At 44.4% G+C, this 23,995-nt stretch carries 24 protein-coding genes and 1 tRNA gene; 23 read left to right on the top strand and 2 right to left on the bottom strand.

The features are described from left to right. Positions 1-178: 178 nt before the first annotated feature. Complete coding sequence (locus B9A22_RS11810) at positions 179-757, top strand: DUF2238 domain-containing protein (protein WP_084575936.1); 579 nt, start codon at positions 179-181, stop codon at positions 755-757. Positions 758-815: 58 nt separating this feature from the next. Then, positions 816-1,049 (top strand): hypothetical protein, encoded by a 234-nt coding sequence (locus tag B9A22_RS25415; RefSeq protein ID WP_176215494.1) that lies wholly within the window; start codon positions 816-818, stop codon positions 1,047-1,049. 180 nt (positions 1,050-1,229) lie between these two features. Here B9A22_RS25415 and B9A22_RS11800 read toward each other — a convergent pair whose 3' ends face one another. Beyond that, positions 1,230-2,471, bottom strand: a complete 1,242-nt coding sequence (locus tag B9A22_RS11800; RefSeq protein ID WP_084575934.1) for a radical SAM protein — start codon at positions 2,469-2,471, stop codon at positions 1,230-1,232. Positions 2,472-2,626: 155 nt separating this feature from the next. On the opposite strand from B9A22_RS11800, the gene B9A22_RS11795 reads away from it, so the two are divergent. The 21 genes from B9A22_RS11795 (at position 2,627) to B9A22_RS11695 (ending at position 23,478) form a co-directional block, all read left to right on the top strand. Then, positions 2,627-2,701 (top strand) — tRNA-Gly (locus B9A22_RS11795). A 243-nt stretch (positions 2,702-2,944) separates the two neighbouring features. Further along, positions 2,945-4,231: a trigger factor gene (gene tig, locus B9A22_RS11790; RefSeq protein WP_084575933.1), complete on the top strand. Its 1,287-nt coding sequence runs from the start codon at positions 2,945-2,947 to the stop codon at positions 4,229-4,231. Between the two features lie 27 nt (positions 4,232-4,258). Further along, on the top strand, positions 4,259-4,864 hold the full coding sequence (gene clpP, locus B9A22_RS11785; protein WP_084575932.1) for an ATP-dependent Clp endopeptidase proteolytic subunit ClpP: 606 nt from the start codon (positions 4,259-4,261) through the stop codon (positions 4,862-4,864). Between the two features lie 12 nt (positions 4,865-4,876). Continuing rightward, positions 4,877-6,139, top strand: coding sequence for an ATP-dependent Clp protease ATP-binding subunit ClpX (gene clpX, locus B9A22_RS11780; protein ID WP_084575931.1), 1,263 nt, complete (start codon positions 4,877-4,879; stop codon positions 6,137-6,139). 147 nt (positions 6,140-6,286) lie between these two features. Then, positions 6,287-7,981: an ATP-dependent protease LonB gene (lonB, locus tag B9A22_RS11775; RefSeq protein WP_084575930.1), complete on the top strand. Its 1,695-nt coding sequence runs from the start codon at positions 6,287-6,289 to the stop codon at positions 7,979-7,981. 148 nt (positions 7,982-8,129) lie between these two features. Next, on the top strand, positions 8,130-10,445 hold the full coding sequence (gene lon / locus B9A22_RS11770; protein ID WP_084575929.1) for an endopeptidase La: 2,316 nt from the start codon (positions 8,130-8,132) through the stop codon (positions 10,443-10,445). After that, the gene (yihA, locus tag B9A22_RS11765) at positions 10,445-11,083 is read left to right on the top strand and encodes a ribosome biogenesis GTP-binding protein YihA/YsxC (RefSeq protein WP_084575928.1); all 639 of its coding nucleotides are present in this window, start codon (positions 10,445-10,447) and stop codon (positions 11,081-11,083) included. The genes lon and yihA overlap by 1 nt, the downstream gene beginning before the upstream one ends. A gap of 78 nt (positions 11,084-11,161) precedes the next feature. Further along, complete coding sequence (gene ahbA / locus B9A22_RS11760; RefSeq protein WP_084575927.1) at positions 11,162-11,611, top strand: siroheme decarboxylase subunit alpha; 450 nt, start codon at positions 11,162-11,164, stop codon at positions 11,609-11,611. An 8-nt stretch (positions 11,612-11,619) separates the two neighbouring features. Next, positions 11,620-12,114, top strand: a complete 495-nt coding sequence (gene ahbB / locus B9A22_RS11755; RefSeq protein ID WP_084575926.1) for a siroheme decarboxylase subunit beta — start codon at positions 11,620-11,622, stop codon at positions 12,112-12,114. Continuing rightward, complete coding sequence (locus B9A22_RS11750) at positions 12,111-13,019, top strand: phosphate butyryltransferase (protein ID WP_084575925.1); 909 nt, start codon at positions 12,111-12,113, stop codon at positions 13,017-13,019. Before ahbB ends, B9A22_RS11750 begins: the two co-directional genes overlap by 4 nt. Before the next feature lie 354 nt (positions 13,020-13,373). Then, positions 13,374-15,002 (top strand): L-lactate permease, encoded by a 1,629-nt coding sequence (locus B9A22_RS11745; RefSeq protein WP_084575924.1) that lies wholly within the window; start codon positions 13,374-13,376, stop codon positions 15,000-15,002. 265 nt (positions 15,003-15,267) lie between these two features. Then, positions 15,268-16,344 carry a ferredoxin oxidoreductase gene (locus tag B9A22_RS11740; protein ID WP_084575923.1) on the top strand — a complete coding sequence of 359 codons (1,077 nt, stop codon included), beginning with the start codon at positions 15,268-15,270 and terminating at the stop codon, positions 16,342-16,344. A 20-nt stretch (positions 16,345-16,364) separates the two neighbouring features. Continuing rightward, positions 16,365-17,135, top strand: coding sequence for a thiamine pyrophosphate-dependent enzyme (locus tag B9A22_RS11735; RefSeq protein ID WP_084575922.1), 771 nt, complete (start codon positions 16,365-16,367; stop codon positions 17,133-17,135). A 4-nt stretch (positions 17,136-17,139) separates the two neighbouring features. After that, the gene (locus B9A22_RS11730; protein ID WP_084575921.1) at positions 17,140-17,856 is read left to right on the top strand and encodes a 2-oxoacid:ferredoxin oxidoreductase subunit gamma family protein; all 717 of its coding nucleotides are present in this window, start codon (positions 17,140-17,142) and stop codon (positions 17,854-17,856) included. 12 nt (positions 17,857-17,868) lie between these two features. Beyond that, positions 17,869-18,117: a 4Fe-4S binding protein gene (locus B9A22_RS11725; RefSeq protein WP_084575920.1), complete on the top strand. Its 249-nt coding sequence runs from the start codon at positions 17,869-17,871 to the stop codon at positions 18,115-18,117. A gap of 80 nt (positions 18,118-18,197) precedes the next feature. Further along, on the top strand, positions 18,198-19,172 hold the full coding sequence (locus tag B9A22_RS11720; protein WP_245823965.1) for a polyprenyl synthetase family protein: 975 nt from the start codon (positions 18,198-18,200) through the stop codon (positions 19,170-19,172). A 20-nt stretch (positions 19,173-19,192) separates the two neighbouring features. Next, a complete protein-coding gene (locus tag B9A22_RS11715) occupies positions 19,193-19,978 on the top strand; it encodes a FadR/GntR family transcriptional regulator (protein WP_084575919.1) in 786 nt (261 codons plus the stop codon). Positions 19,979-20,092: 114 nt separating this feature from the next. Continuing rightward, entirely contained in the window at positions 20,093-20,302 is a 210-nt protein-coding gene (locus tag B9A22_RS11710) for a Sec-independent protein translocase subunit TatA/TatB (protein WP_084575918.1), read from the top strand. Positions 20,303-20,311: 9 nt separating this feature from the next. Beyond that, positions 20,312-21,145: a twin-arginine translocase subunit TatC gene (gene tatC, locus B9A22_RS11705; RefSeq protein WP_084575917.1), complete on the top strand. Its 834-nt coding sequence runs from the start codon at positions 20,312-20,314 to the stop codon at positions 21,143-21,145. 31 nt (positions 21,146-21,176) lie between these two features. After that, a complete protein-coding gene (locus B9A22_RS11700) occupies positions 21,177-22,637 on the top strand; it encodes a menaquinone biosynthesis decarboxylase (RefSeq protein WP_084575916.1) in 1,461 nt (486 codons plus the stop codon). Next, positions 22,630-23,478 (top strand): UbiA-like polyprenyltransferase, encoded by an 849-nt coding sequence (locus B9A22_RS11695; RefSeq protein WP_084575915.1) that lies wholly within the window; start codon positions 22,630-22,632, stop codon positions 23,476-23,478. The genes B9A22_RS11700 and B9A22_RS11695 overlap by 8 nt, the downstream gene beginning before the upstream one ends. 206 nt (positions 23,479-23,684) lie before the next feature. Here the strand turns inward: B9A22_RS11695 and B9A22_RS11690 are convergent. After that, positions 23,685-23,995 (bottom strand): IS3 family transposase (locus tag B9A22_RS11690; protein ID WP_217805942.1); only part of this gene is annotated, 311 nt, incomplete at its 5' end.

The following is a 23,995-nucleotide window of genomic DNA, read 5'->3' as shown; positions in this document are numbered from 1 at the left end:
TAATTATCCGTTGATATTTTTTAGTAAATAATATTTATTATCACAATACCATATATTTGCTGAATTGGCAATAAAAGTTTCGATAAATAGTGTCTAATTGTTGAAGGAAAGATAGTTTTCCTTTGACTATTTTTTTTATAAAACGGACAATAATAAGAAGGCGTGGAGGGGAGTGCATTTGACAAATAGAAGGATTATTGTTTTTTCTACAGGACTGTTTCTTGCTGTTCTACTAGCAATAATAATCGGAGTGGTGGAACAGGGGCGACATGATTATGCCCAGAATATTGCGGTTAAAGCGTGCGTATGGATAATCTATACATTTGCTGAAATCAAGTACGGCATTGAAATAAAGCGTTACATACGAGTGTTTGTAATGACTGTGATTGTTAGTGATAGTTTTTTGGGGTTATATCTTGATCTATATGCTACATCAATGATTTTTGACAAAATCCAACATATTTTTGGCAGCTATGCCTATTCTCTCTTTGCTTATAACCTCATCTGCCAGCTGACTCAGCCTACAATAAGCCGTACTTTTAGGTTTATCTTTGTTCTTTCATTAGGGTTAAGTGTTGGAGCTCTATATGAAATTGGTGAATTTATAGGAGATCAAATTGTTAAACCAAAAGTTCCCAGCCAACCAAGCCTGCTTGACACAGATCTTGATTTAATTGCAGATGTAATTGGATCACTGATTGCAGCTGTTCATGCCACAACAATTTTATCAATCAATTGTAAACGCAGAGCGGAGTAAGAATCCCTGAGGATTAAAACTGAATAAAGTTAAAGAAAAAACGGCTTGCGCCGAGCCTTTGGCGAAAGCGGAAGCCGATGTTGCTCTTATCCAGGAGAAAGTTATTCTTTCTATCAGGACAAAAAAGGCGCGGCTAAGCGCCTTTTTATATCTTAAAGCGGGTTGCAGGGGCGATGTGAGCCAGGCATGCAATTACGCGGCTGGCACTGCTTTCGAGGCCAACACTGACGAGGCCAGCATTGACGAGGCCAGCAAGGTGTCCACGAGGGGCGGCAGCCTATTGGCTGGTTAGGACGGCAGGGACTCCAAGATGGCTGGCAGCCTATTGGCTGGCTAGGCCGGCAGGGACTCCATGATGGCTGACAGCCTATATTGGTCACTCGCTCGTCAAACTCATCATCTTCAAAGTCCCCGTCCCAATCATCCATTTTGGGGGTTTCCCATTTTGGATTTTTGTACTTTTCATCAGACATTATTTATCCTCCTCCCATTTTCCTATATAAGGGTTATATGAGCAGTCGCCGGGGGAAGCGCGCCAGCACTTTTGGGGGTCTTGGCCTTGCGCCAGTGGTCGGCAGTCGGCGCAGGCGTAACGATACTCGCAATCTTGGCATTTAGTTATACAGTCTTTAGTTGTACACCAGCACTTTGTAAGCGGCTGGCCGGAAAGTATAGCGCTCAAGGGGGTGCTGAGTATGTTACCGCATACCTGACTGCGGGCAAATATGCAAGGTATGATATCGCCGGTAGCAGTTATAGCCAGCCGGCCAGCTAAGCAACTGTGGAAGTGCTGAGCTTTGGCAAACGACTCAGGGTCGGTAAAAAAAGGCGGTTTAATTGACGGTTTGGTGTACCTTAAGGGAATTAAGTCTTGGTCATCTCCGCGTCCGGTAGGTCGGACCACATCGGGCGGTGCTGGCTCAACTCCAAGTTCGGCATATAAATTAAGGATATTTTCTACTTCATGCTCATTGGCTTTCATAATTATTGAAGCAATTCGAAGGGGAATGCCGTTAGCTAAAATCTTGTTAATAGCCGACATTGTTTTATCAAAGCTGCCGGCATGAAGAGTGACTTTGTCATGGACTAAAGCATTATTAGCGTAAATCGTAGTTGCAATGCTGACATCGTGCTGTTTGAAAAAATCAATACAATCATCATCAACAAGCGTAGCGTTAGTAAAAATCTCAACCAGATCATAGTTTTGCTCGCGGGCCTTAAGTACCAGCTCCCGCCATCTGGGATAAAGTAGGGGTTCACCGCCAATAAGTTGAATACTGTGAGCGCCTTCCTGACGGGCTTCGCTAATAATTTCCAACCAGCGGTTATGTGGCACACAGCCTGCTGGTGCTTGCGGGCTGCTTGCAGAATAACAATGAAGGCATCGATTATTGCAGCTAGAGGTAATCTCCAACCAGAGAAATTCGAGCTTGGGCTGGTAAATGGGAGGCTCTCGCATTTGTTTTTGACCAGGTGCTTCATTGTATGTGGCGCCCAATCCCTTAGCTGTCAAATTATCAAGAAATGACAGATAACGCTTATTATCTGGTAAGTCGAGATCCATTATGTCTTCCAGTGCAGCATTGCTGCATGCTTGTAGAAGGTCAACAGCTCCCTGGTTGATCGAATACACCCGGCCTGAAGTTAGATCATAGATTGCTCCTCGTGCCTTGCCCTTTACTAGTACACACTTGTTGTTCAGCCGATAATACAACTGACCAGCCTCCTTTGCAGCCGTGTTTACTTTATGTGTCTTATACATAATATGCAGGCTGGATGGCAGGTGCTAGCTTAAAATTAGCCAATTATTTCTGAGTTGACAAACAATAAATTACGGTATATAATCAATTATGTTGTTAGCGCCAATACGCGGAAGTAGCTCAGCGGTAGAGCATCGCCTTGCCAAGGCGAGGGTCGCGAGTTCGAATCTCGTTTTCCGCTCCATATTACACATAACCCAGCATATATCTGCTGGGTTTTTTGCTCATATCTTGTCTTTGGTGTTCAGTTGTGGTATGATATTATGCATGACATCGCTGCAAATTATGGATACTGGCCGGAAAAAAATAATGGTTAAACCAGGAACCCCATGAAATTTGTGTCAATAATGGGAATACTGTTAAAGGGACTATGTTGACGATGAATAAGCTGTGTCAGCAGTTAATTTAATAAGGAGGAAATACATAAATGAAGGTAACAGCGGAAAGAATAGACAATCATAAAACGGTGCTTAATCTTGAAATACCCCAGACTGAGGTGGCTAAAGCTGTAGAAAAGGCTTACCGCAAGCTGGCTAATCAGGTCAACATTCCCGGTTTCCGTAAAGGCAAAGCTCCTCGCAAAGTAGTTGAAACGCGTATTGGCAAAGAAGCGCTGCTTGATGAGGCATTTGAAATCCTGGCCCCGGAGGCGTATGCTAAAGCCCTTGAAGAGCAGGCAATTGATCCAGTTGGCCGCCCGGAAATTGAGGTTGTTACTTTAGCGGAAGATCAGCCATTAGTGTTTAAAGCCACTGTCGTTAAAAAGCCTGAAGTTACTTTAGGCCAATATAAAGGTCTTACAATAGAAAAGGCTGCTGCCGAAATCACTGACGCTGACGTAGACAAAGAATTGGAAAAAAATCGCAGCCGTAATGCTAAAATGGTGGTAGTAGAAGATGCTGAGCTTAAGCAAGGCGACTTAGCCATTATCGACTTTAAAGGCTTTATTGATGGCGTTCCGTTTGATGGCGGCGAAGGCAAGAGCTATCCTCTCGAAATCGGTTCTGGCAGCTTTATTCCTGGTTTTGAGGACCAACTAATAGGCGCTAAATCAGGTGAGGAGCGGGAAGTGACTGTTTCTTTCCCCGTAGATTACTTTGTTCCCGAATTAACTGGTAAAGAAGCTAAGTTCACCGTAAATATCCATGACATCAAGCGTAAGGAAATGCCTGAACTTGATGATGAATTTGCCAAAGAAACTGGCGAATTTGATACTCTTGCGGAATTAAAAGCTGACATTAAGAATAAGTTAGAACAGGCTGCCAAAGATAAAGCCGAACGCGAGTTCCGCGCAGCAGCCATTAAAGCGGCAGTTGACAACGCTGAAATCGATGTGCCCGAAGTTATGGTTGAAAATCAGATTGACAACATGATTCAAGATCTTGACGTAAATTTACAGCAACGCGGCATGCAACTTGCGAAATATCTTGAATATACTAAAATGGATATGGCAGGCTTAAAGGAAAACTACCGCGCTTCAGCGTTATATAATGTTAAAACTGACCTGGTACTTGAGGCTATTGTTAAAGCCGAAGGGCTTACTGCTGCGCCTGAAGAAATGCAGCAGGAAATTCAGTCTATGGCGCAAAATTATCAGACCACGGCTGAGGAAATTGTCAAAGTCATTCGTGAAACCGGCCGGTTCCAGGCGCTTCAGGACTCAGTTCTGCGTAAAAAAGCTGCCCAAATTGTAATCGAAAGTGTAGTAGCATAATAAATTTGGAGTTTGAGGTGATTTGTCATGGCCTATGTGCCAATTGTAGTAGAGCAGTCTAACCGCGGCGAGCGGGCGTATGATATTTACTCACGGCTGTTAAAAGACCGTATTGTATTTATTGGTGGACCAATTGACGACAATGTGGCTAACTTGGTAATCGCTCAGCTGCTGTTCTTAGAATCTGAAGACCCGGATAAGGACATTCATATCTATATTAACAGTCCGGGTGGAGTAGTAACTGCTGCTTTGGCCATGTATGATACCATGCAGTATGTCAAGCCGGATGTTTCCACTATCTGCATCGGTCAGGCTGCCAGCGCAGGTGCGTTACTGCTTGCAGCTGGCGCTAAAGGTAAACGATATGCGCTTCCTAATTCACGGATCATGATTCATCAGCCGCTTGGTGGTGCACAAGGTCAGGCCACCGATATTGAAATTCACGCAAGGGAAATACTCCGCATGCGGGAACACCTAAATGGCATTCTTGTTCATCATACCGGGCAGGCCATGGAAAAAATTCAAAATGATACCGAACGGGATTTCTTCATGTCCAGTGAGCAAGCAAAAGACTACGGCCTTATTGACGCAGTCGTAGTGCGGGGTGACAGACACAAGGAGACTCCCAAGTAGAGAGGTGGTAATATGTTGAAATTTGGTGATGATAGGGGTCAACTGAAGTGTTCTTTTTGCGGCAAACTGCAGGAACAGGTAAAAAAACTTGTCGCTGGGCCAGGTGTATATATTTGTGATGAATGTATAGAACTTTGCAATGAGATCATTGAAGAAGAACTGAGCGAAGATATGGATGTCGAGCTCAGAGATGTCCCTAAGCCCAAAGAGATAAAAGATATCCTTGATCAATATGTAATTGGCCAGGAGGAAGCCAAGAAATCACTGGCTGTGGCTGTTTACAATCATTATAAGCGGATCAACTTGGGTGCAAAAATGGATGATGTTGAATTGCAAAAGTCAAACATCATCATGCTTGGTCCAACTGGTAGCGGCAAAACGCTGTTAGCTCAGACTCTGGCTAAGATTCTCAATGTTCCCTTTGCTGTAGCTGATGCGACGTCATTAACTGAGGCAGGCTATGTAGGTGAGGATGTAGAGAACATTCTCTTAAAACTCATACAAGCTGCTGATTATGATGTAGAAAAGGCCGAAAAGGGTATTGTTTACATTGATGAAATTGATAAAATTGCCCGCAAGTCGGAAAATCCCTCAATTACCCGTGATGTTTCAGGGGAAGGTGTGCAACAGGCCCTTCTTAAAATTTTGGAAGGAACCGTTGCGAGCGTACCACCTCAGGGCGGGCGCAAACACCCGCACCAGGAGTTTATTCAAATTGATACCACGAACATCCTCTTTGTTTGCGGTGGTGCTTTTGACGGTATCGACAAGCTGATCAGTGCTAGAACCGGCAAAAAGTCTATGGGCTTTGGCGCTGAAGTTCGCAGCAAAGAAAAGAAGCAATTAGGCGAGCTGCTCAAGCACATTCTGCCTGAAGACCTCCTCAAATTTGGGCTTATTCCTGAATTTGTCGGGCGTCTACCAGTCATTGTCACACTTGACGCCCTTGATGAAGAGGCGTTGGTGCGGATACTGATTGAACCCAAGAATGCGCTGGTTAAACAGTACCAAAAGTTCTTGGAGATTGACAATGTTCAGCTTGAGTTTAAAGAAGATGCGCTTAAGGCTATCGCCGCCGAAGCATTAAAACGCAATACGGGGGCGAGAGGTCTTAGAGCCATTATCGAAGCCATTATGCGCAATGTCATGTATGACATTCCGTCACGTACCGATGTTGCCAAATGTATTGTTACCAAAGAGGTTATAGTTAACAAAGAAGAGCCTATGTTGGTGACTGCAGAACGCAAAAACAAGAAAAAAGAGGAATCTGCGTAACTTTTAAGGAGCCGAAAGGCTCCTTTTATTTATAGACCACCTTGCCGGGTTTTGCCAGGATAAAATCATGTGCATTGCCTATACTAGACACATAGTAAAGCAAAAACACTCAAATCTTTTTGCCCGGGGAAGGAGGTTCATTGAATTTTGGATTATGCTGTAAATATTATCAGTGTGATTCAGTTGTTTTTTGCCGTGGTTATCGGGCTCTATTTCTGGAACCTACTTAAATCGCAGCAAGGCAACAGGATGGCGGTAGAGCGCGAATCCAGAAAAGAAATGGACAAACTGCAAAAGATGCGGGAAATATCCTTAACCGAACCGCTGGCTGAAAAAACTCGGCCGACCGATTTTTCCGAAATTGTTGGTCAGGAAGAAGGCTTGAAAGCGCTCCGTGCAGCGTTATGTGGTTCTAATCCTCAGCATGTACTTATTTACGGACCGCCTGGCGTAGGTAAAACAGCGGCTGCCCGTTTAGTACTGAATGAAGCTAGGCGGAACGGCTATTCGCCATTTAAGATTGCTGCCAAATTCATTGAGCTTGACGCTACGACAGCTAGATTTGATGAACGTGGTATTGCAGATCCTCTTATTGGTACAGTACATGATCCGATCTATCAAGGGGCCGGCCAAATGGGAATGGCTGGGATTCCCCAGCCGAAATCTGGAGCCGTAACTAAAGCGCATGGTGGCGTACTTTTTATTGACGAAATTGGTGAACTCCACCATATTCAAATGAATAAACTATTAAAGGTGCTGGAAGACCGGAAGGTTTTTTTGGACAGTTCATATTACAACAGTGAAGATACTAACATACCTCAGCATATACATGACATATTTCAAAACGGTCTTCCGGCAGATTTTAGGCTTATTGGTGCGACTACCCGGATGCCTCAGGACATTCCACCAGCAATCCGTTCCCGCTGTGTCGAAATATTCTTCCGGCCGCTTTTATCTGATGAAATTGCAAAAGTAGCCCTAAATGCCGCAAAGAAAATTGACTATAGGATTGATGACGGTGCTATGGAAGTTATTAAACGATACGCGAGCAACGGACGAGAAGCGGTAAATATCATCCAAATTGCTGCTGGCATTGTTCAAAGCTGCGGCAAAAATGAACGAGCTATTACGCAAGCTGATGCTGAGTGGGTTATTAACTTTGGTCAATATAGCCCGCGGCCTGAGAAAAAAATTCCACTCAAACCCCAAGTTGGCGTAGTAAACGGTCTGGCTGTATATGGAGCAAATATTGGCATGCTGATGGAATTGGAAGTAACAGCGGTGCCTAATAATTACGGCACGGGAAAAGTCACAGTTACCGGCGTCGTGGATGAAGAAGAGATTGCTTCCCAGGGGCGTACCGTACGTCGCAAAAGCATGGCTAAAGGTTCGCTAGACAATGTACTTACTGTATTAGCCAAAGAATTTAATATTGAATACCTAAAATATGACATACATGTAAACTTTCCTGGCGGTGTTCCTGTGGACGGTCCGTCCGCCGGTGTGACGGTCGCAGCGGCTATTTACTCAGCTGTACACAATATACCTATTGATAACACTGTTGCGATGACTGGCGAAATTTCTATTCGTGGCCTAGTAAAACCTGTTGGTGGAGTTAGTGCCAAGGTAGCAGCCGCCAAACAGGCTGGTGCCCGCCGGGTTATAATCCCCAAGGAAAATTGGCAGGAGTTATATAAGGGGATGGATATTGAGGTCATTCCTGTTGAAACCCTTCAAGAAGCATTAAAACATATAATGGTTAAGACAAATGAAGTTCTGCGGCAGGATGGACCAGCCACAATGCCCGATGTATTGGCGGCTGCCGGCATCGATAAGGTGTAAATTAATTTTAGCCGGGTTATTAACCCGGCTGTTATTGTTGGCAAATAAAAGGATTTTTTAATAAGCACTCAGAATATTTTAAATAGCGGTGTTGAAACTACTATTAACTCATTAAATACCGTAGGGTTACCGAAGGGAGGAAGCAATTTTGGCGGAAAAACGGCGTACAATACCACTCTTGCCGCTGCGAGGCATATTAGTCTTTCCATATATGATTATCCATCTGGATGTAGGCAGGGAAAAGTCGATTAGTGCATTGGAAGAAGCAATGGTACAAGACAGGCTTATCATGCTGGCCACACAAAAAGACGCTCAAAACGACACACCTCAGCCTGAAGATATTTTTTCAGTGGGCACTGTCGCTGAAATTAAGCAGTTATTGAAGTTACCAGGAGGCACTATCCGAGTGCTGGTTGAAGGCCTGCATCGAGGGGAAATTGAAGAGTTTATCAGCTTTGATCCTTATTATCAGGTGGAAATTCGCGAGTTTTCCGATGTGGAACCTAAAACGCCGGAAATTGAAGCACTTACTCGAACAGCCATTAATCAGTTTGAACAATGGGTTAAACTGAGTAAAAAAATACCGCCTGAAACATTGGTATCTGTGGTTGTCGTTGAAGAACCAGGCCGGTTGACTGATCTTATCGCCAGCCATTTATCACTCAAAATTGAAGATAAACAAATACTATTAGAGGCAGTCAGTGTCACTGATCGACTGGAGCGCTTATGTGAAATTCTGGGCCGTGAGATGGAAATTCTCGAACTTGAAAAAAAGATTCATGTTCGGGTTCGCAAGCAGATGGAAAAAACGCAAAAAGAATATTATTTGCGTGAGCAACTCAAGGCTATTCAAAAAGAATTGGGCGAAAAAGATGAGCGCACAGCCGAAGTAGAAGAGTATCGTCAGCGGGTTAAAGAACAAAATCTGCCTAAAGAAGTAGCTGAAAAAATTAATAAAGAGATTGACCGCCTGGAGAAAATGCCGCCGATGGTGGCTGAAAGCGGTGTAATTCGAACATATCTAGACTGGCTCTTGACATTGCCGTGGAATATTGAGACCGAAGACCGTCTGGATATAACTGTGGCCGAAGGAATATTGGATGAAGACCACTATGGTTTGGAAAAAGTTAAGGAGCGTATCTTAGAATACCTCTCTATCCGTAAATTGACTGAGAAAATGAAGGGCCCTATTCTATGCCTTGTGGGACCCCCTGGTGTTGGTAAAACCTCATTAGCCCGCTCCATAGCCCGGGCTATGGAACGTAAATTTGTACGCGTTTCATTAGGTGGCGTCCGCGATGAAGCCGAAATTAGGGGGCACCGCCGTACCTATGTTGGAGCATTGCCTGGGCGTGTTATACAAGGCATGCGTACTGTCGGTTCAAAAAATCCAGTATTTCTCTTGGATGAAATTGATAAGATGAGCGCCGACTTCCGAGGCGACCCATCAGCCGCTCTCCTAGAAGTTCTTGATCCTGAACAAAATAACTCGTTTAGCGATCATTATATTGAATTGCCGTACGACTTATCCCGGGTACTTTGGGTGGTAACAGCCAATGTAATGCATAATATCCCGCGGCCATTGTTAGATCGTATGGAAGTTATCACAATTGCCGGTTATACCGAAGAAGAAAAGGTTGAGATAGCTAAACGCTATCTTGTTCCCAAACAAACAACTGACCATGGCCTAACGGCTAAGCAAATCTCTTTCTCTGAGGGTACTATTCAAAAGGTTATTCGTGACTATACCCGTGAGGCTGGAGTAAGAAACCTTGAACGTAATATTGCTAATCTCTGCCGTAAAGCCGCTCGCAAAATCGTTCAAGAACAGGGTCCTACTATCAAAATCACAGCGCAAAATCTGCATACCTTCCTTGGTGCACCCAAATACCGTCATGCCCAAGCTGAAGAAACCAGCCAGGTAGGCGTGGCTACCGGATTGGCTTGGACCGAAGTAGGTGGCGACGTGCTGGCGGTTGAAATCTCTACCATGAAAGGTAAAGGTAAGTTGACCTTAACCGGACAACTCGGTGATGTTATGCAAGAATCGGCCCAGGCGGGATTCAGCTATATCCGCTCACGGGCCAAAGAGTTAGGGATTGAAGAAGATTTTCATGAAAAACTTGATATTCACATTCACCTGCCAGAAGGTGCCATTCCCAAAGATGGCCCGTCAGCCGGGATTACTATGGCTACTGCCGTTGCTTCGGCACTTACCGGTAAACCGGTAAGAAGCGATGTAGCCATGACCGGAGAAATAACTCTTCGTGGCCGGGTATTGCCTGTTGGCGGTGTTAAAGAGAAAGTACTTGCCGCTCACCGGGCAGGTATTAAGAAGGTTATGCTTCCCAAAGAAAACAAGCGAGATATTGACGAAATTCCGGCTAATGTTAAACGCAGTTTAGAGTTTGTCCTTGTTGAACATATGGATGAAGTCCTTAAAACAGCACTGGTGACCGAGTAATGGTAGATGATGCTTCATTTAATATTATAAATGCCAGCTATGCAGCTACTGCTGTTAATGCCAGCCAGTATCCAGAGGGCGGCTTAAGCGAGATTGCTTTTATTGGCCGCTCGAATGTCGGCAAGTCATCACTCATTAACTCGCTGTGTCGACAGAATGGTCTGGCTCGTACCAGTAGAACCCCAGGCAAGACCCAGACTATTAATTACTTCCGTCTTACAGGCAAACTTCCCGACGAGTCGCGGTTAGAATTTATGCTGGTTGACCTGCCTGGCTATGGTTATGCCAAAAGGGCTCAAACAGCCCGCTCGACTTGGTCTAAATTTATTGAAGAGTACTGGCTCAAGTCAACGCGGCTTAAGCTGGTGTGCCAATTGATTGACATTCGCCATCCGCCAATGGAGAGTGATATTAACGTCTATCAATGGCTGGTGGAGCATGGCCTTAATGTTCAAGTGGTGACTACAAAAGCTGATAAAATTACCAAAGGACGCATTCAGCAGCATATACAGGTGATTGCCAAAGGCATTAATATGCCTCAACTGAGTCAGGACGGACGTATTATCACTTATTCAGCAGTAAATGGCGCTGGGCGGGATGAACTTCTTGACGTTATTAGGAATATTTTGCTAAAATAATAGTACTGCACGGAGGGGGGGGGACAGTCGGCCGGCTGTTCCCTTTACTTAATTGTACATTATAGTCAGGAGGCGTACATGCTGACCACTTTTGACAAAGACCTGCTTAATCTTATCCAAACGAAATTACCTATCGCGCCGCGTCCGTTTGCTCAGGTGGCTGAGTGGTTGAAAGTTGATGAAGCTACCGTGCTGGCGCGATTGAATTGGCTCAAAGATCATGGTTATATAAGACGGTTTGGTGCTTTTTTCGACTCATCTTGCCTAGGTTATGTTAGTACACTGGCAGCAGTTAAAGTGAGTCCTACTTGTATTGAAGCTGTTGCGGGGGCGATTAACGCCTTTCCTGGTGTTACCCATAACTATGAGCGTGAGGGCGAATATGACCTTTGGTTTACGCTTCTTACTCCAGATCAGGCATGTCAGGACCTGGCACTAACTGCCATTCGTAATCTACCTGGGGTTGATAGCCTTATTAGCCTGCCTGCCACGGAAAAGTATAAGGTGAGTGTGGAATTCAATCTATGAGGTGTCTTATGTTGGATAACCTGGATAAAAAGATAATCGCTGTCATGCAGGGAGATTTTCCCTTAGTAGCTGAACCTTATAAGGAATTAGCCGGTCAAATTGGGATCAGCGAGAATGAGCTTCTGGAAAGATTGACTAAGTATCGTAAGTCTGGACAACTGCGTAAGATGGGAGCCGTACTCAGGCACAGGGAAGTTGGTTATGCAGCTAATGCTTTGTGCGCCTGGATAGTACCTGAACAGCACCTTGCCAAAGTAGGAGAACTTATGTCAGGGTTTAAGGCTGTTACTCACTGTTATGCCCGTATTCCGCAACCGGAGTGGCCTTATAATTTTTACACAATGCTGCATGCACACACACGGGATGAGTGCCGGTGTATAGCTGCGGAACTGGCGCAAGCCGCCGGCCTTCAGAAATACACACTGTTATTCAGCACACGGGAATGGAAAAAAACCAGTATGAGTTATTTTCCTGAGTATGCTAAAGGAGAGGAAGCGACTTGACTGATAGACTACTTAAAAGCTTCGATGATATACTTAATGCGGTAAAAGATAAATCTCCTAAACGGGTAGCGGTAGCAGCAGCTCAGGATGATGCCGTTCTTGAAGCTGTTCAGGGAGCGCGTGAACAAAAAATCGCCGACTTTACATTGGTAGGTGATATTGACAAGATTAAAGCCACTGCAGATAAACTTGGTATTACCCTAGATGATGTCAAGGTGGTTCATGAACCCGATGACCGTAAAGCCGCGTACCGGGCGGTATCCTTGGTGTCAAGTGGCGAAGCAGATGTGCTCATGAAAGGCCTAATCAACACTGCCGATTTTTTGCGAGCAGTACTTGATAAGGAAGTGGGGTTAAGGACAGGCAGGGTGCTTAGTCACACAGCCGTATATGAACTCCCTGGTTTTAACCGGCTGATCATGATCACTGATGGCGGAATGAATATTGCGCCTACATTACAACAAAAAGCCGATATCATTCAAAACAGTGTGCAATTGGCCAGCGTGCTTGGAATCAGCCCAGCCAAGGTAGCTATCTTAGCTGCTGTCGAGGTGGTTAATCCTGATATGCCATCAACGATTGAAGCGGCTGCTTTGGCCAAAATGACTGACCGTGGTCAGATTAAAGGTGCTATTGTTGACGGACCATTGGCACTTGATAATGCCATCAATTTGGAGGCTGCTAAACACAAAGGCATCATAAGTCCGGTGGCTGGAATGGCAGATATCTTAGTTACACCTAATATTGAAGCAGGCAATATGTTAGGCAAATCATTAGTCTATATCGCCAAGGGAAAAATTGCAGGCTTAGTTCTGGGAGCGGCTAAACCTGTGGTAGTAACCTCGCGGGCCGACACATATGAAGCGAAAATTATGTCAATAGGTCTAGGAGCATTGTTTGGTTAGTAATACAAAGGGGCAGCACTGGAAGTGCTGCCCTTCATCAATTATTATGAAAATAAACAATTTGATAAAAAGTTATAAATATTTGCATTATAAAGCAGGATTTTGTCATTGCAAGTAGAATATGATCAGAGGTAAGATGGTCAGACCACCAGTCCATAAGGCCGGTAATTTTTTTAGATAATTTAGAATATACTGGACATGGTCGCGTGGTGGGGGTGTAAACAAAAAAATATGTAGTTTTTGGAAACTATATATTGAAAGAGAGGTGAATTAGATCCGCAGTTAACCGGCAAACTATTTAACAGAAGTAATTAAAGAGAAAGCTGTAAAGCTAAAAAAAAGGGGTGTAAATTCATGACGTGGACGCAAATATATGACCCAATGGGAAATTTAGCTTTATCGGCATTCATGGCAGCAATTCCGATGATTATCATCTTCTATCTGCTTGCCATACGCCGGACACCTGGTCAAATTGCAGGCGCAGCCGCTGTAACTTCGGCAGTGCTTGTAGCAATACTGGTATATAAAATGCCTGTTGCAACAGCGCTTACCGCGACCGGTATGGGTGCGCTGTATGGGATATTCCCCATCTTCTGGATCGTTATTACAGCAATCTTCATTTACAATATGACCGTTGAGACCGGTCAGTTTGAAATAATCAAAAACTCAATTGCTTCAATTACAGACGACCGTCGTCTGCAAGCACTGCTCATCGCTTTCGCTTTCGGCGCTTTCCTCGAAGGTGCTGCTGGTTTCGGTACACCTGTTGCTATTTCCGCAGGTATGCTGGTTGGCCTTGGATTCAATCCGCTGTATGCTGCAGGACTTTGCTTAATTGCTAATACTGCACCTGTTGCGTTCGGTGGCATTGGTATTCCTATTATTGTAGCCGGTCAGGTAACTGGTCTTGACACTATGAAAATTAGTGCCATGGTTGGCCGCCAATTACCATTTCTCTCGGTAATTATCCCAATTTGGCTGGTTGTGCTTATGTCTGGCTGGAAATCTGCTATGGAAGTATTGCCTGCCTGTCTCGTAGCCGGGATTTCATTTGCATCTATACAATGGTTTTCCTCTAACTTCCTCGGCCCAGAACTTCCCGACATTCTTTCTTCACTAGCGGCCATTGTATCATTAACAGTATTCCTGAAAATCTGGAAACCTGCCAAAATATGGCGGTTTGCCGATGAAAAGGCTGCAGCTTCTGCAACTAAACTTCCCGTGTACTCATTTGGAACCATCATTAAAGCTTGGTCGCCGTTTATCATCCTCACTGTAATGGTTATTCTCTGGGGCTTAAAGCCGGTACAAGCTGTAATTGATACTGTTACCATCAAGATTTTAGTTCCTGGTCTGGATAAAGTTGTTATGCAGGTTGCTCCTATTGCTAAAAAATCAACAGCTATGGCTGCTTTGTACAAGATTAACTGGCTGAGTGCAGCTGGTACTGCCTTGTTTATTGCCAGCGTTATTTCAGCAGCTATTCTCGGTGTTGGTCCTGGTCGCTTCTTCAGCATCTTTACTAAAACCTTTGGACAGTTGACTAAACCGCTTATCACTATTCCTTGTGTACTTGGTCTTGCCTATGTTATGAACTACTCTGGTATGAGCTCTACTTTGGGCCTGTTCTTGGCAGGTACTGGTAGTTTCTTCCCGTTCTTCTCGGCCTTCCTTGGCTGGTTGGGTGTTTTCCTGACAGGCTCGGATACTTCGGCAAACGCATTGTTTGGTAACTTGCAAGCCGTTACTGCCCAACAAGTTGGCATGGATCCGGTTCTGGCCGTTGCTGCTAACTCATCAGGTGGTGTTACTGGTAAAATGATTTCGCCGCAGAGTATTGCTGTAGCAACTGCTGCTACAGGTTTGGTTGGTAAAGAGGGCGATCTGTTCAATTTTACCGTAATGCACTCACTGGTTTTAGCGGTTATCGTTGGATTGATGACATATGCTCAGGCGTATGTATTAACTTGGATGATTCCTTAGTAAATAGCTGTATTTTATTAAAAAACAGCAAGAGCTTTTCAGTATATAGAAAAGCTATATACTGGGTATGATATGAAGGTGGGGAATTTATCCCCACCTCATATCATTATATAAAACCTTACATTTTTATCCAACGATATTGCTCGTAGGTTGACTATTATCCATGGGGGCGCGACGCATGGATAATAGTCAGGCTATGAGCCTGAGTAACACTCAGCTGTACGGCTGATAGTAAACAAGGCTACATATTTCAGGAGGTGCTCTTATGGCCGAAGTTTCACTGAAAGGTGAACAAAGAGTATTTATGACAGGCAACGAGGTGTGTGCCTGGGCTGCGGTAGCAGCTAAAGCCGATATTATGTATGGCTATCCTATCACACCGCAAAATGAGATTATGCACTATTGGACAAGGCTTGCTCCTAAGTACGGCAAACGCTTCCTTCAGACTGAAGATGAAATCTCTGCTGGCTTCACCACTCTTGGAGGCGTAATTTCTGGCAGGAAGGCATTTACTGCGACTGCAGGCCCTGGAAATGTTTTAATGCAGGAATCGGCTGGTATGGCGGAAATGATGAGGCTGCCTATTGTTTACATTATCCAGCAGCGGGGCGGTCCCTCAACAGCGACAGTTATTTATGCTCAGCAAGAAACTACCCTAACAACTTTTGGCGGCAACGGTGAAGGTCATCGTATTGTATACTCTACTGCCACTCATCAGGAATTGTTTGACTACACGATTAAAGCCTTTAACTCTGCCTGGACATATCGCTTCCCTGCATTTGTGCTGGGTGATGGCTATCAAGCAAAAATGCGTGAGCCGTTAACTATTTACGATCCAGACGAAAAAGGTATGAAGCTGGTTAAACCAGAGCCTATACTTGGGGATACTGACAAACCAGACCGCGAAATTAAGCATATCCGCAACACCTATAATACAGAAGACGAATTATATGAAGTGGTAATGAATCATCAACGTGACTGGGAGAAGATGGCAGAAGAAGTCGTTGAGTGGGATGCTAAGGGCTGCGAAGATGCCGAAGTTATCTTCGTGACTCACGGTATTGTATCCCGCGCTGCACTAACTGCCTATAACCAACTGCGGGCTGAAGGCAAGAAAGTAGGTTACTTCCGTCCGATTACAGTGCGCCCCTTCCCTGGCAAGCAGCTTCTTGAGGCAATGAAAGGTGCTAAAAAGTTATTGGTAGCTGAATCAGCCTATGGCCAACTTCTGAGACTTATTCAAGCTGAAATCTACGGCAGCAGCATTGAAATTGTTCCAATGCTGCGCCCGGGCGTTGGTATTACCACCGAAGAAATTGTTGAAGAATACAACAAACTGTAAGCATAGGAGGGAAGACTAACATGCAAGAACTAAAGGAAAATAATGTTCTTCAACCAGCTATGCCTGCCTGCTGGAATGAAGAAACAAAAGCGCATAAGTATTGTCCCGGCTGCGGTCATGGTATTATCCTGAAATGTCTCGGTGAGGCCATTGACGAGCTGGGTATTAAAGATAAAATGGTTTTTGGCTGTGATATTGGCTGCTCGCTTTTAGCTTGGGATTTCTTTAACGTGGATACTGTACAGACCCACCATGGGCGTACTACCCCGGTAATAACGGGTATGAAACGTGCTAATACCGACATTATCGGTGTTGCCTATATGGGCGATGGTGGTGGCTATGCTATCGGTTCTCAGCATCTGTTTAACGCAGCTGTTCGCGGTGAGAAGATTACCATTATCCTGTGCAACAACTGTAATTATGGCATGACTGGCGGTCAAATGGCTCCGACTACTCTGCCTGGCATGAAGACAGAAACTACTCCTTACGGACGCGATGTGGAACAGGCCGGCTATCCGACTAAGGGCCCTGAAATGGTCGCTGCCGTGGCTCCGGAGGGTTCTTATGTTGCCCGCGGTACTGTTGCCAATCCTCGTCAGCTTAAAGGCTTTATTAAGAAGGCGCTGCAAAACCAGATTGATGGCAAGGGCATTTCGTTCGTAGAGTGCTTGGCTGGTTGCCCGACTAACTGGCGTACTAACGCCAAACAAACCTGGGAATTTATCGAAAAAGATATGGCTCAATACTTTAAAGTCGGCGAGCTCCGCACGCCGCAAGCGAAGGAGGGCTAAAACGATGGCAAAAGTCGTAAAAATAGCTATAGCTGGCGAAGGCGGCCAAGGCGTTCAGTCAATTGCTGAAATTTTGGCCGAGGCCGCTAACGAAGAAGGTAAAAACGCATTATACATTCCTAACTTCGGTGTTGAGCAGCGCGGTGGCGTTTCAATCGCTTTTGTACAAGTCAGTGATGGCGAAATTGGTGCTCCTAAGTTTCAAAAAGCCGACATTCTTATCCCTGTAAGTCCGCGTGCTGTTGACAGGACTAAAATGTATGCTGGGAAAGATACTGTATATATCTACGATAATTCGCTTATCCAAGAAGGCGAAGTAAAGGACAATATTATTGGGCTGCAGTATTTTGACGTAACTCCACCTTGCCCAACCGCAGATCATCCAAACGCTGATTTGCCTCAGGACTTGATTGCCGGCGAGCCTAAGACCTGTTCGTTTACTAAACCTGGCCCAGGCGTAGATCCTGCCAATCTTCCCGAGGTAAAAAAAGTTGTTGCCATCCCTGCAAATGATATTGCGAAAAATGAACTACACCCGCGTGTATTTAATATTATCATTCTCGGGGCAGTCATCGCAGCAACCGAAGTCCTGCCCATGGACAGCATCAAGAAGGCCTTAGAGACTAAGCTCGGTGACAAGTTCAAACAAAATCCTGAGCTTCGCGATATGAACTTCAAGGCTCTCGAACGCGGCTATCAACTCATTAAGAGCGCAATGTAAGGAGGGGAAGAAATGGCTAAAGTTAATTGGGAATCTGCAAAATATGATGGCGAAAAAGGCTTCTGGGCTGTTTTCCCTAGCTTATGCAAAGGCTGTGGGTTATGTATAGAAAAATGTCCGGTAAAGTGTATTACCTGGTCGGAAGATCTGGGTGTATATGGCACGCCGCGTGTCGAAGCTGATATGGAAAAGTGTATCGTATGCGGTATTTGTCAGATGATCTGTCCAGACTGCGCAATCCGCGTGGAAAAAAATAAGTAAAAGGCTACCAATAATGTAGACTACTGCCGGCATAATGGTGTATTATAGAAACAGACTTTGTCCTTGTAGGTGATTATTGAGTGAGCAAATTTCCAAACAATATATTTGGCATAATTCAAGAAGACCTAGTGGCTATCGAAAAGGAACTGTATTCTATAATACAATCGCCGGTAGATTTGGTTAACGATATTAGCGTACACCTGGTACAGGCGGGCGGTAAACGCTTACGGCCCGCCTTATATCTGCTCTGTGCCAGGGGGGGGACCCCTAACCAGGCTGAGCTTTTGCCGATGGCAGTGGCTATTGAACTTATCCATATGGCCACATTAGTCCATGATGATGTTATCGATAATGCCGCAACTCGGCGCGGCCGGCCAACAGCCAATGCCCGATGGGGCAATCACAGCTCAGTATTGACAGGTGACTACCTGTTTGCCAAAGCATTTTCTGCAGTAACCCTGGGGACTGAGAAAAACAGGCTGAAAATTTTGACTGATGTGATCTGTACTATGTGTGAAGGCGAAATAGTTCAGCTTAAAGAATCCTTCAATCCAGACCAGGATGAAGCTGACTACCGTCTGAGAGTGGCGCAGAAGACAGCTGATTTTATCGCTGCTAGCTGCGAGCTCGGTGCATTATCTGGGCAAATGGATGAACACGACGTTGCTCAAATCAGGGAATACGGTTATGCGATTGGTATGGCATTTCAAATTACTGACGATATTTTAGATTTCACAGCCTCGGCCGAGCAGTTAGGCAAACCAGTCGGTAACGATCTGCGGCAAGGGATAGTTACCTTGCCGGTTCTCTACGCACTGAAAAATAGCCCTTACCGTGATGAACTCAGAGGCATTGTTGTAAAACAGGCTATGTCTGACAATGACGTCAAACGCGGGCTGGAAATAGTCCATGCAACAGAAGCGGTAGAATATAGTTATGGGCAGGTGAACAGCTATTTACAGCATGCTCGTAATGTTTTACCGTTAGCACTTAACAGCACTGTGAGAGAGTCATTATTGGCGGTAGCCGATTTTGTAGGACTGCGAAAATACTAGCATTACCTGTCGGAGGCGCCATGTTTAAGCCAGTTAAAACCAAAAAGGTTTATGAAGAGATTATCGGGCAAATTAAAAAGCTTATCGTTGATGGTAAGTTACATCCTGGCGATAAGCTGCTTTCTGAGCGTGAACTTGCTGACAAACTGAATGTTAGCCGTGCATCGGTTCGTGAAGCTTTCAGCGCACTTGAGATTATGGGAATCATCACTATTCGTCCAGGCGAAGGTAGTTTTGTCAGACAGGTTTCTTACGAAGGTATGATTGAACCCTTATCATTTTTTTTACAAATTGAAATTGATGATATTGTGCAGTTGCTGGAAGTACGGAAAATTCTCGAGATAGAGGCGGCTGCCTTGGCGGCAATGCGGGCGACACCTACAGATCTTGAGAATATAAAACAGGCACTTGTCAGCATGTTAGAAGAAGTACGTGCTGGCGGTATAGGAGACCTGGGGGATGCAGCCTTCCATTTTTCAATTGCAAAAGCCGCCAACAACCCAGTTCTAATTAGGTTGATGAATGCCATTTCAGATTTGCTGACAAAAACTTTTCGTACATCTCGTCAAAAGTTATTCTTGATTGAAAATATGCCAACCCTGTTACATCAATCCCACTATGAAATATATGAAGCAATAGCTGCCCATAACCCGCGTTTGGCCAAACGAAAAATGCAAGAACACCTGAATTTGGTCGAAGATGTGCTAATTAAAATTAAAACAGGCAAAATACATTCGTTTAACAAGAGGCAGGGAGACAAAGACATATTGCAAATCCCAAATGAAGATTACGGCTTTCCTTCGTAAGTGTCTCTTGGACATACTAAGGCAGCCGTATTTTGCTATTATTTTACAGCATTGTGTTTTTGTGGTCTGACAGGTATAATATATGTGTGTAAACATGCAAAGGGGATGGTAATTATGTTTAGTTTCAGTATGCCGGAGTTAGTTTTAATACTGGTCATTGCACTTGTAGTTTTTGGTCCAGGAAAACTGCCTGAAGTTGGCAAAGCCATTGGCAAAGGAATTCAAGAATTCCGCCGGGCCAGCACCGATATTGTCAATCCCAAGGACGAGCCGGTAAAAGTTGAGGCCAAACCCGACAGCAAGCAGCCTGACGAGAAAAAGTGAGGTTGTTAGATGCCAGAATACACGCAAGCTGAAACCAAGAAGCAAGCAGACCAGGAGACCCAAGAAAATCCAGGCGTAATATATAGTGATAAAGTCATCCGAGAAGATGCCCCGGAAGAACCTGAAGAGTCTGTAGAGGAACAGCAACCCCAGGGTGCCATGTCCTTGATTGGACATCTTGAGGAGCTTCGCCGACGTATAATCGTGATGATTGCTGCTATTGGTGTTGGGAGTCTTATCTGTTATTTTTATGCTGCCGAGATTTCTGGACTGATCACAGCACCGGCAGGAAAATTATATTATATGAATCCGGCTGAAGCTTTTTTTACCTATCTAAAAGTTTCTTTTTTTGCCGGGTTCCTATTGGCGCTTCCGGTAGTCATGTATCAGTTATGGTCGTTCATTATGCCGGCAATGACTAACAACGAGCGAACAGCAGGGATTTTTCTAGTGCCTGCCTCCATTATTTTATTTTTTGTTGGATTGGTATTTTCATATTATCTCGTTTTGCCAGCAGGGATCAAATTTTTTATGGGATTTGCAACCGACAATCTCCAGCCGATGTTTTCCATTAGCCAATACTTATCTTTTGTCATCTCCTTTTTGTTGCCTTTTGGATTTATTTTTGAATTGCCGCTATTTATTTTAGTTATGGCTAAAGTTGGAATTATTGGTTCGTCATTCCTGGCGGCAAAGCGAAAAATGGTTTTGGTGCTGTCTTTTGTAATCGGAGCTGTGATTTCGCCTACGCCTGATGTTTTTTCCCAGACTATGGTGGCAGTACCTATGATTGTTCTTTATGAAATAAGCATTTTAATTGTAAAATACATACTTAGGAAATAGAGACCACTTGCTTGAAAGGAGCATTTAAACTTTGGCCTATAACGACCTGCGGGAATTTATCGCGGCGCTAGAGTCGCGCGGCTGGCTTAAACGCATCAGCCAACCTGTCGACTGTGAACTTGAAATTACTGAGATTACCGACCGGGTTTCGAAAATGCAGGGAGATAAGAATGTGGCCCTGTTATTTGAGAATGTAAAAGGGTATGATATGCCTGTTCTTATGAACGCCTTTGGCAGCATGGAACGAATGGCCTTGGCGCTTGGTGTAGATCAGATTGATGATATTGCCCAGGAAATACGACAAATTCTGAAATTGCCATATATTTCGCTGCAGAATAAGCTAGAGTTGTTTAAAATTATTCCATCCGCCAAACGGGCCATTAATTTCCCGAAATACGTTAAAAATGCCCCTTGTAAAGAGGTAATTATCAAGGATAAGCCTTCTTTGGACAAGTTCCCTATTTTAAAATGTTGGCCAGGGGATGCTGGCCGGTTTATTACACTACCACTAGTCTTTACTAAAAACCCGCAGAATGGCAAGCGCAATGTTGGAATGTACCGGCTGCAGGTATTTGATAATCAGACCACAGGTATGCACTGGCATATTCATAAAAACGGTGCCGAGAATTATCGGGCTCATCGGGAACTAGGAAAAGATAAGATCGAAGTGGCGGTCGCTATTGGTGGCGATCCTGCGATAACCTATTCGGCTACTGCGCCATTGCCACGTGATATTGATGAAATGGTTTTTGCCGGTTTCTTGCGGAAAAAGTCGGTAGAAATGGTCAAATGTGAAACCGTTGATATTGAAGTGCCGGCAGGTTCTGAAATTGTGCTTGAAGGCTATGTGAACATGGATGAGCTTAAGGTCGAAGGACCATTTGGCGACCATACCGGTTATTACTCGCTGGCTGATAACTATCCTGTTTTCCATATAACCTGCATTACTCACCGCAAAAAACCCATTTATCCTGCAACCATTGTCGGTAAACCACCAATGGAGGACTGCTTTCTAGCCAAAGCCACAGAGCGCATTTTTCTACCGGTACTGCAGACCCAGCTACCCGAGATTGTGGACATTAACCTGCCTCTTGAAGGTGTATTCCATAACTGTGCGGTAGTTTCAATTAAAAAAAGCTATCCTCAACATGCTAAAAAAGTAATGCATGCTATATGGGGCATGGGGCAAATGATGTTTACCAAGATGATTATTGTTGTGGATGCACACGTTAATGTTCAGGATATGAATGAGGTTTGGTGGCGGGTATTCAATAACATTGACGCTAGGCGCGATATAGTCATGGTGGATGGGCCGCTTGATGTGCTTGATCATTCCTCGCCAATGCCTAATTGGGGAACTAAGGTGGGGATTGATGCGACCAAGTCATGGCGGGAAGAGGGACAAACTCGCGAATGGCCAGAGGAAATCACTATGTCAGAAGATATAAAACAAATGGTTGATGCCAAGTGGAAGGATCTAGGACTTGAGTAAGCTAAAAGCCCACCTTGATAATATTGCTTTGTCCCACTCGGTTTTTGCCTTACCGTTTGCCTATATGGGTGCGTTTTTAGCTGCTGGCGGTTTTCCTAGCGGCCATGATCTCTTATGGATTACCGTAGCCATGATTGGAGCACGCAGCGCTGCTTTGGCGCTTAATAATTTTATCGACTTAAAGTATGATCGGCTGCATCCTCGTTTTACCAACAGGCCCATGGTTACTGGGGCAGTTAAACCGTGGGAAGCTATTATCCTCATTATCATAAGCTTATTGTTGTTTTTACTGGCGACGGCTCAGCTTCAGCCGCTATGTTTGAAGCTTTGGCCACTGGCTTTGCTTCCTCTCGTGGTATATCCTTATATGAAACGCTTCTCCTGGACTTGTCATCTGGTCTTAGGATTAGCATTATCAGTTGCGCCTGTCGGTGCCTGGGTAGGTGTGAGAGGAGATGTGCCGCCTGCTATCCTCATTTTAGGATTATCAGTAGGAGTGTGGATTGCCGCCTTTGATGTTATTTATGGCTGCCAGGATGTAAGCTTCGATAAGGCTAATGGTTTAAACTCGATGCCTGTGCGTTTTGGTGTAAGTCAGGCGCTTGTATTATCGAAACTGATGCATGTAATCAGCATTACTGGTTTTATCACTGTCGGCTTGCTCTTAAATTTGCACATCATCTATTATGTAGGAGTCGCACTGGCTGCCATTGTTCTTACATATCAGCATTCAATTGTCAGCGCCGCTGATCTAAGTAAGGTAACCCAGCGTTACTTTATGCGTAATGGCTTAGTGAGCCTTTTGCTATTTATATTTACAGTTATTGGATTATTTTTTTAGCTGGAGTAACCATCAGTTTTTAATTTTCCTGTAAGAAAGTATAACTTTCCGTCTGGATAAGGGCAACATCGACTTCCGCTGTCGCCAAAGGCTCGGCGCAAGCCGTATTTTCTTTATGTCATTGATATAGGGACTAATAAACAATATAAACCTCTCTGTCTTTTTGAAGTGCCCCCTGTCAAGTAGACAGAGCAAAAAAGAAAAGTTTAAGCAGTCTTGGTCCGAAACTCCATCGGACTAAGACTGTTTAATTTTTTTTGTAGACGTTCGTAGTTATAAAAATAGATATATTGCTCAATCGCATTTTTTAGGTCTTCAAATGTATGATATTTATGGAGATAGTATTTCTCGCATTTTAATGTGCCCCAAAACCCTTCCATTGGTCCATTATCAATGCATTTACCGACCCGAGACATACTTTGAGTTAGCCCGTTCGAAGTAATCCGCTTTTTAAAGCGTAATGAGGTATATTGAAAGCCGCGATCGCTATGCAGCATAGGTGTAGCTCCAGGGATTG

This window comes from Sporomusa malonica, assembly GCF_900176355.1.
Lineage (GTDB): Bacteria > Bacillota > Negativicutes > Sporomusales > Sporomusaceae > Sporomusa > Sporomusa malonica.
Note: the sequence above shows the minus strand (reverse complement) of the source record. Positions and strands in the feature narration are given on the sequence as shown.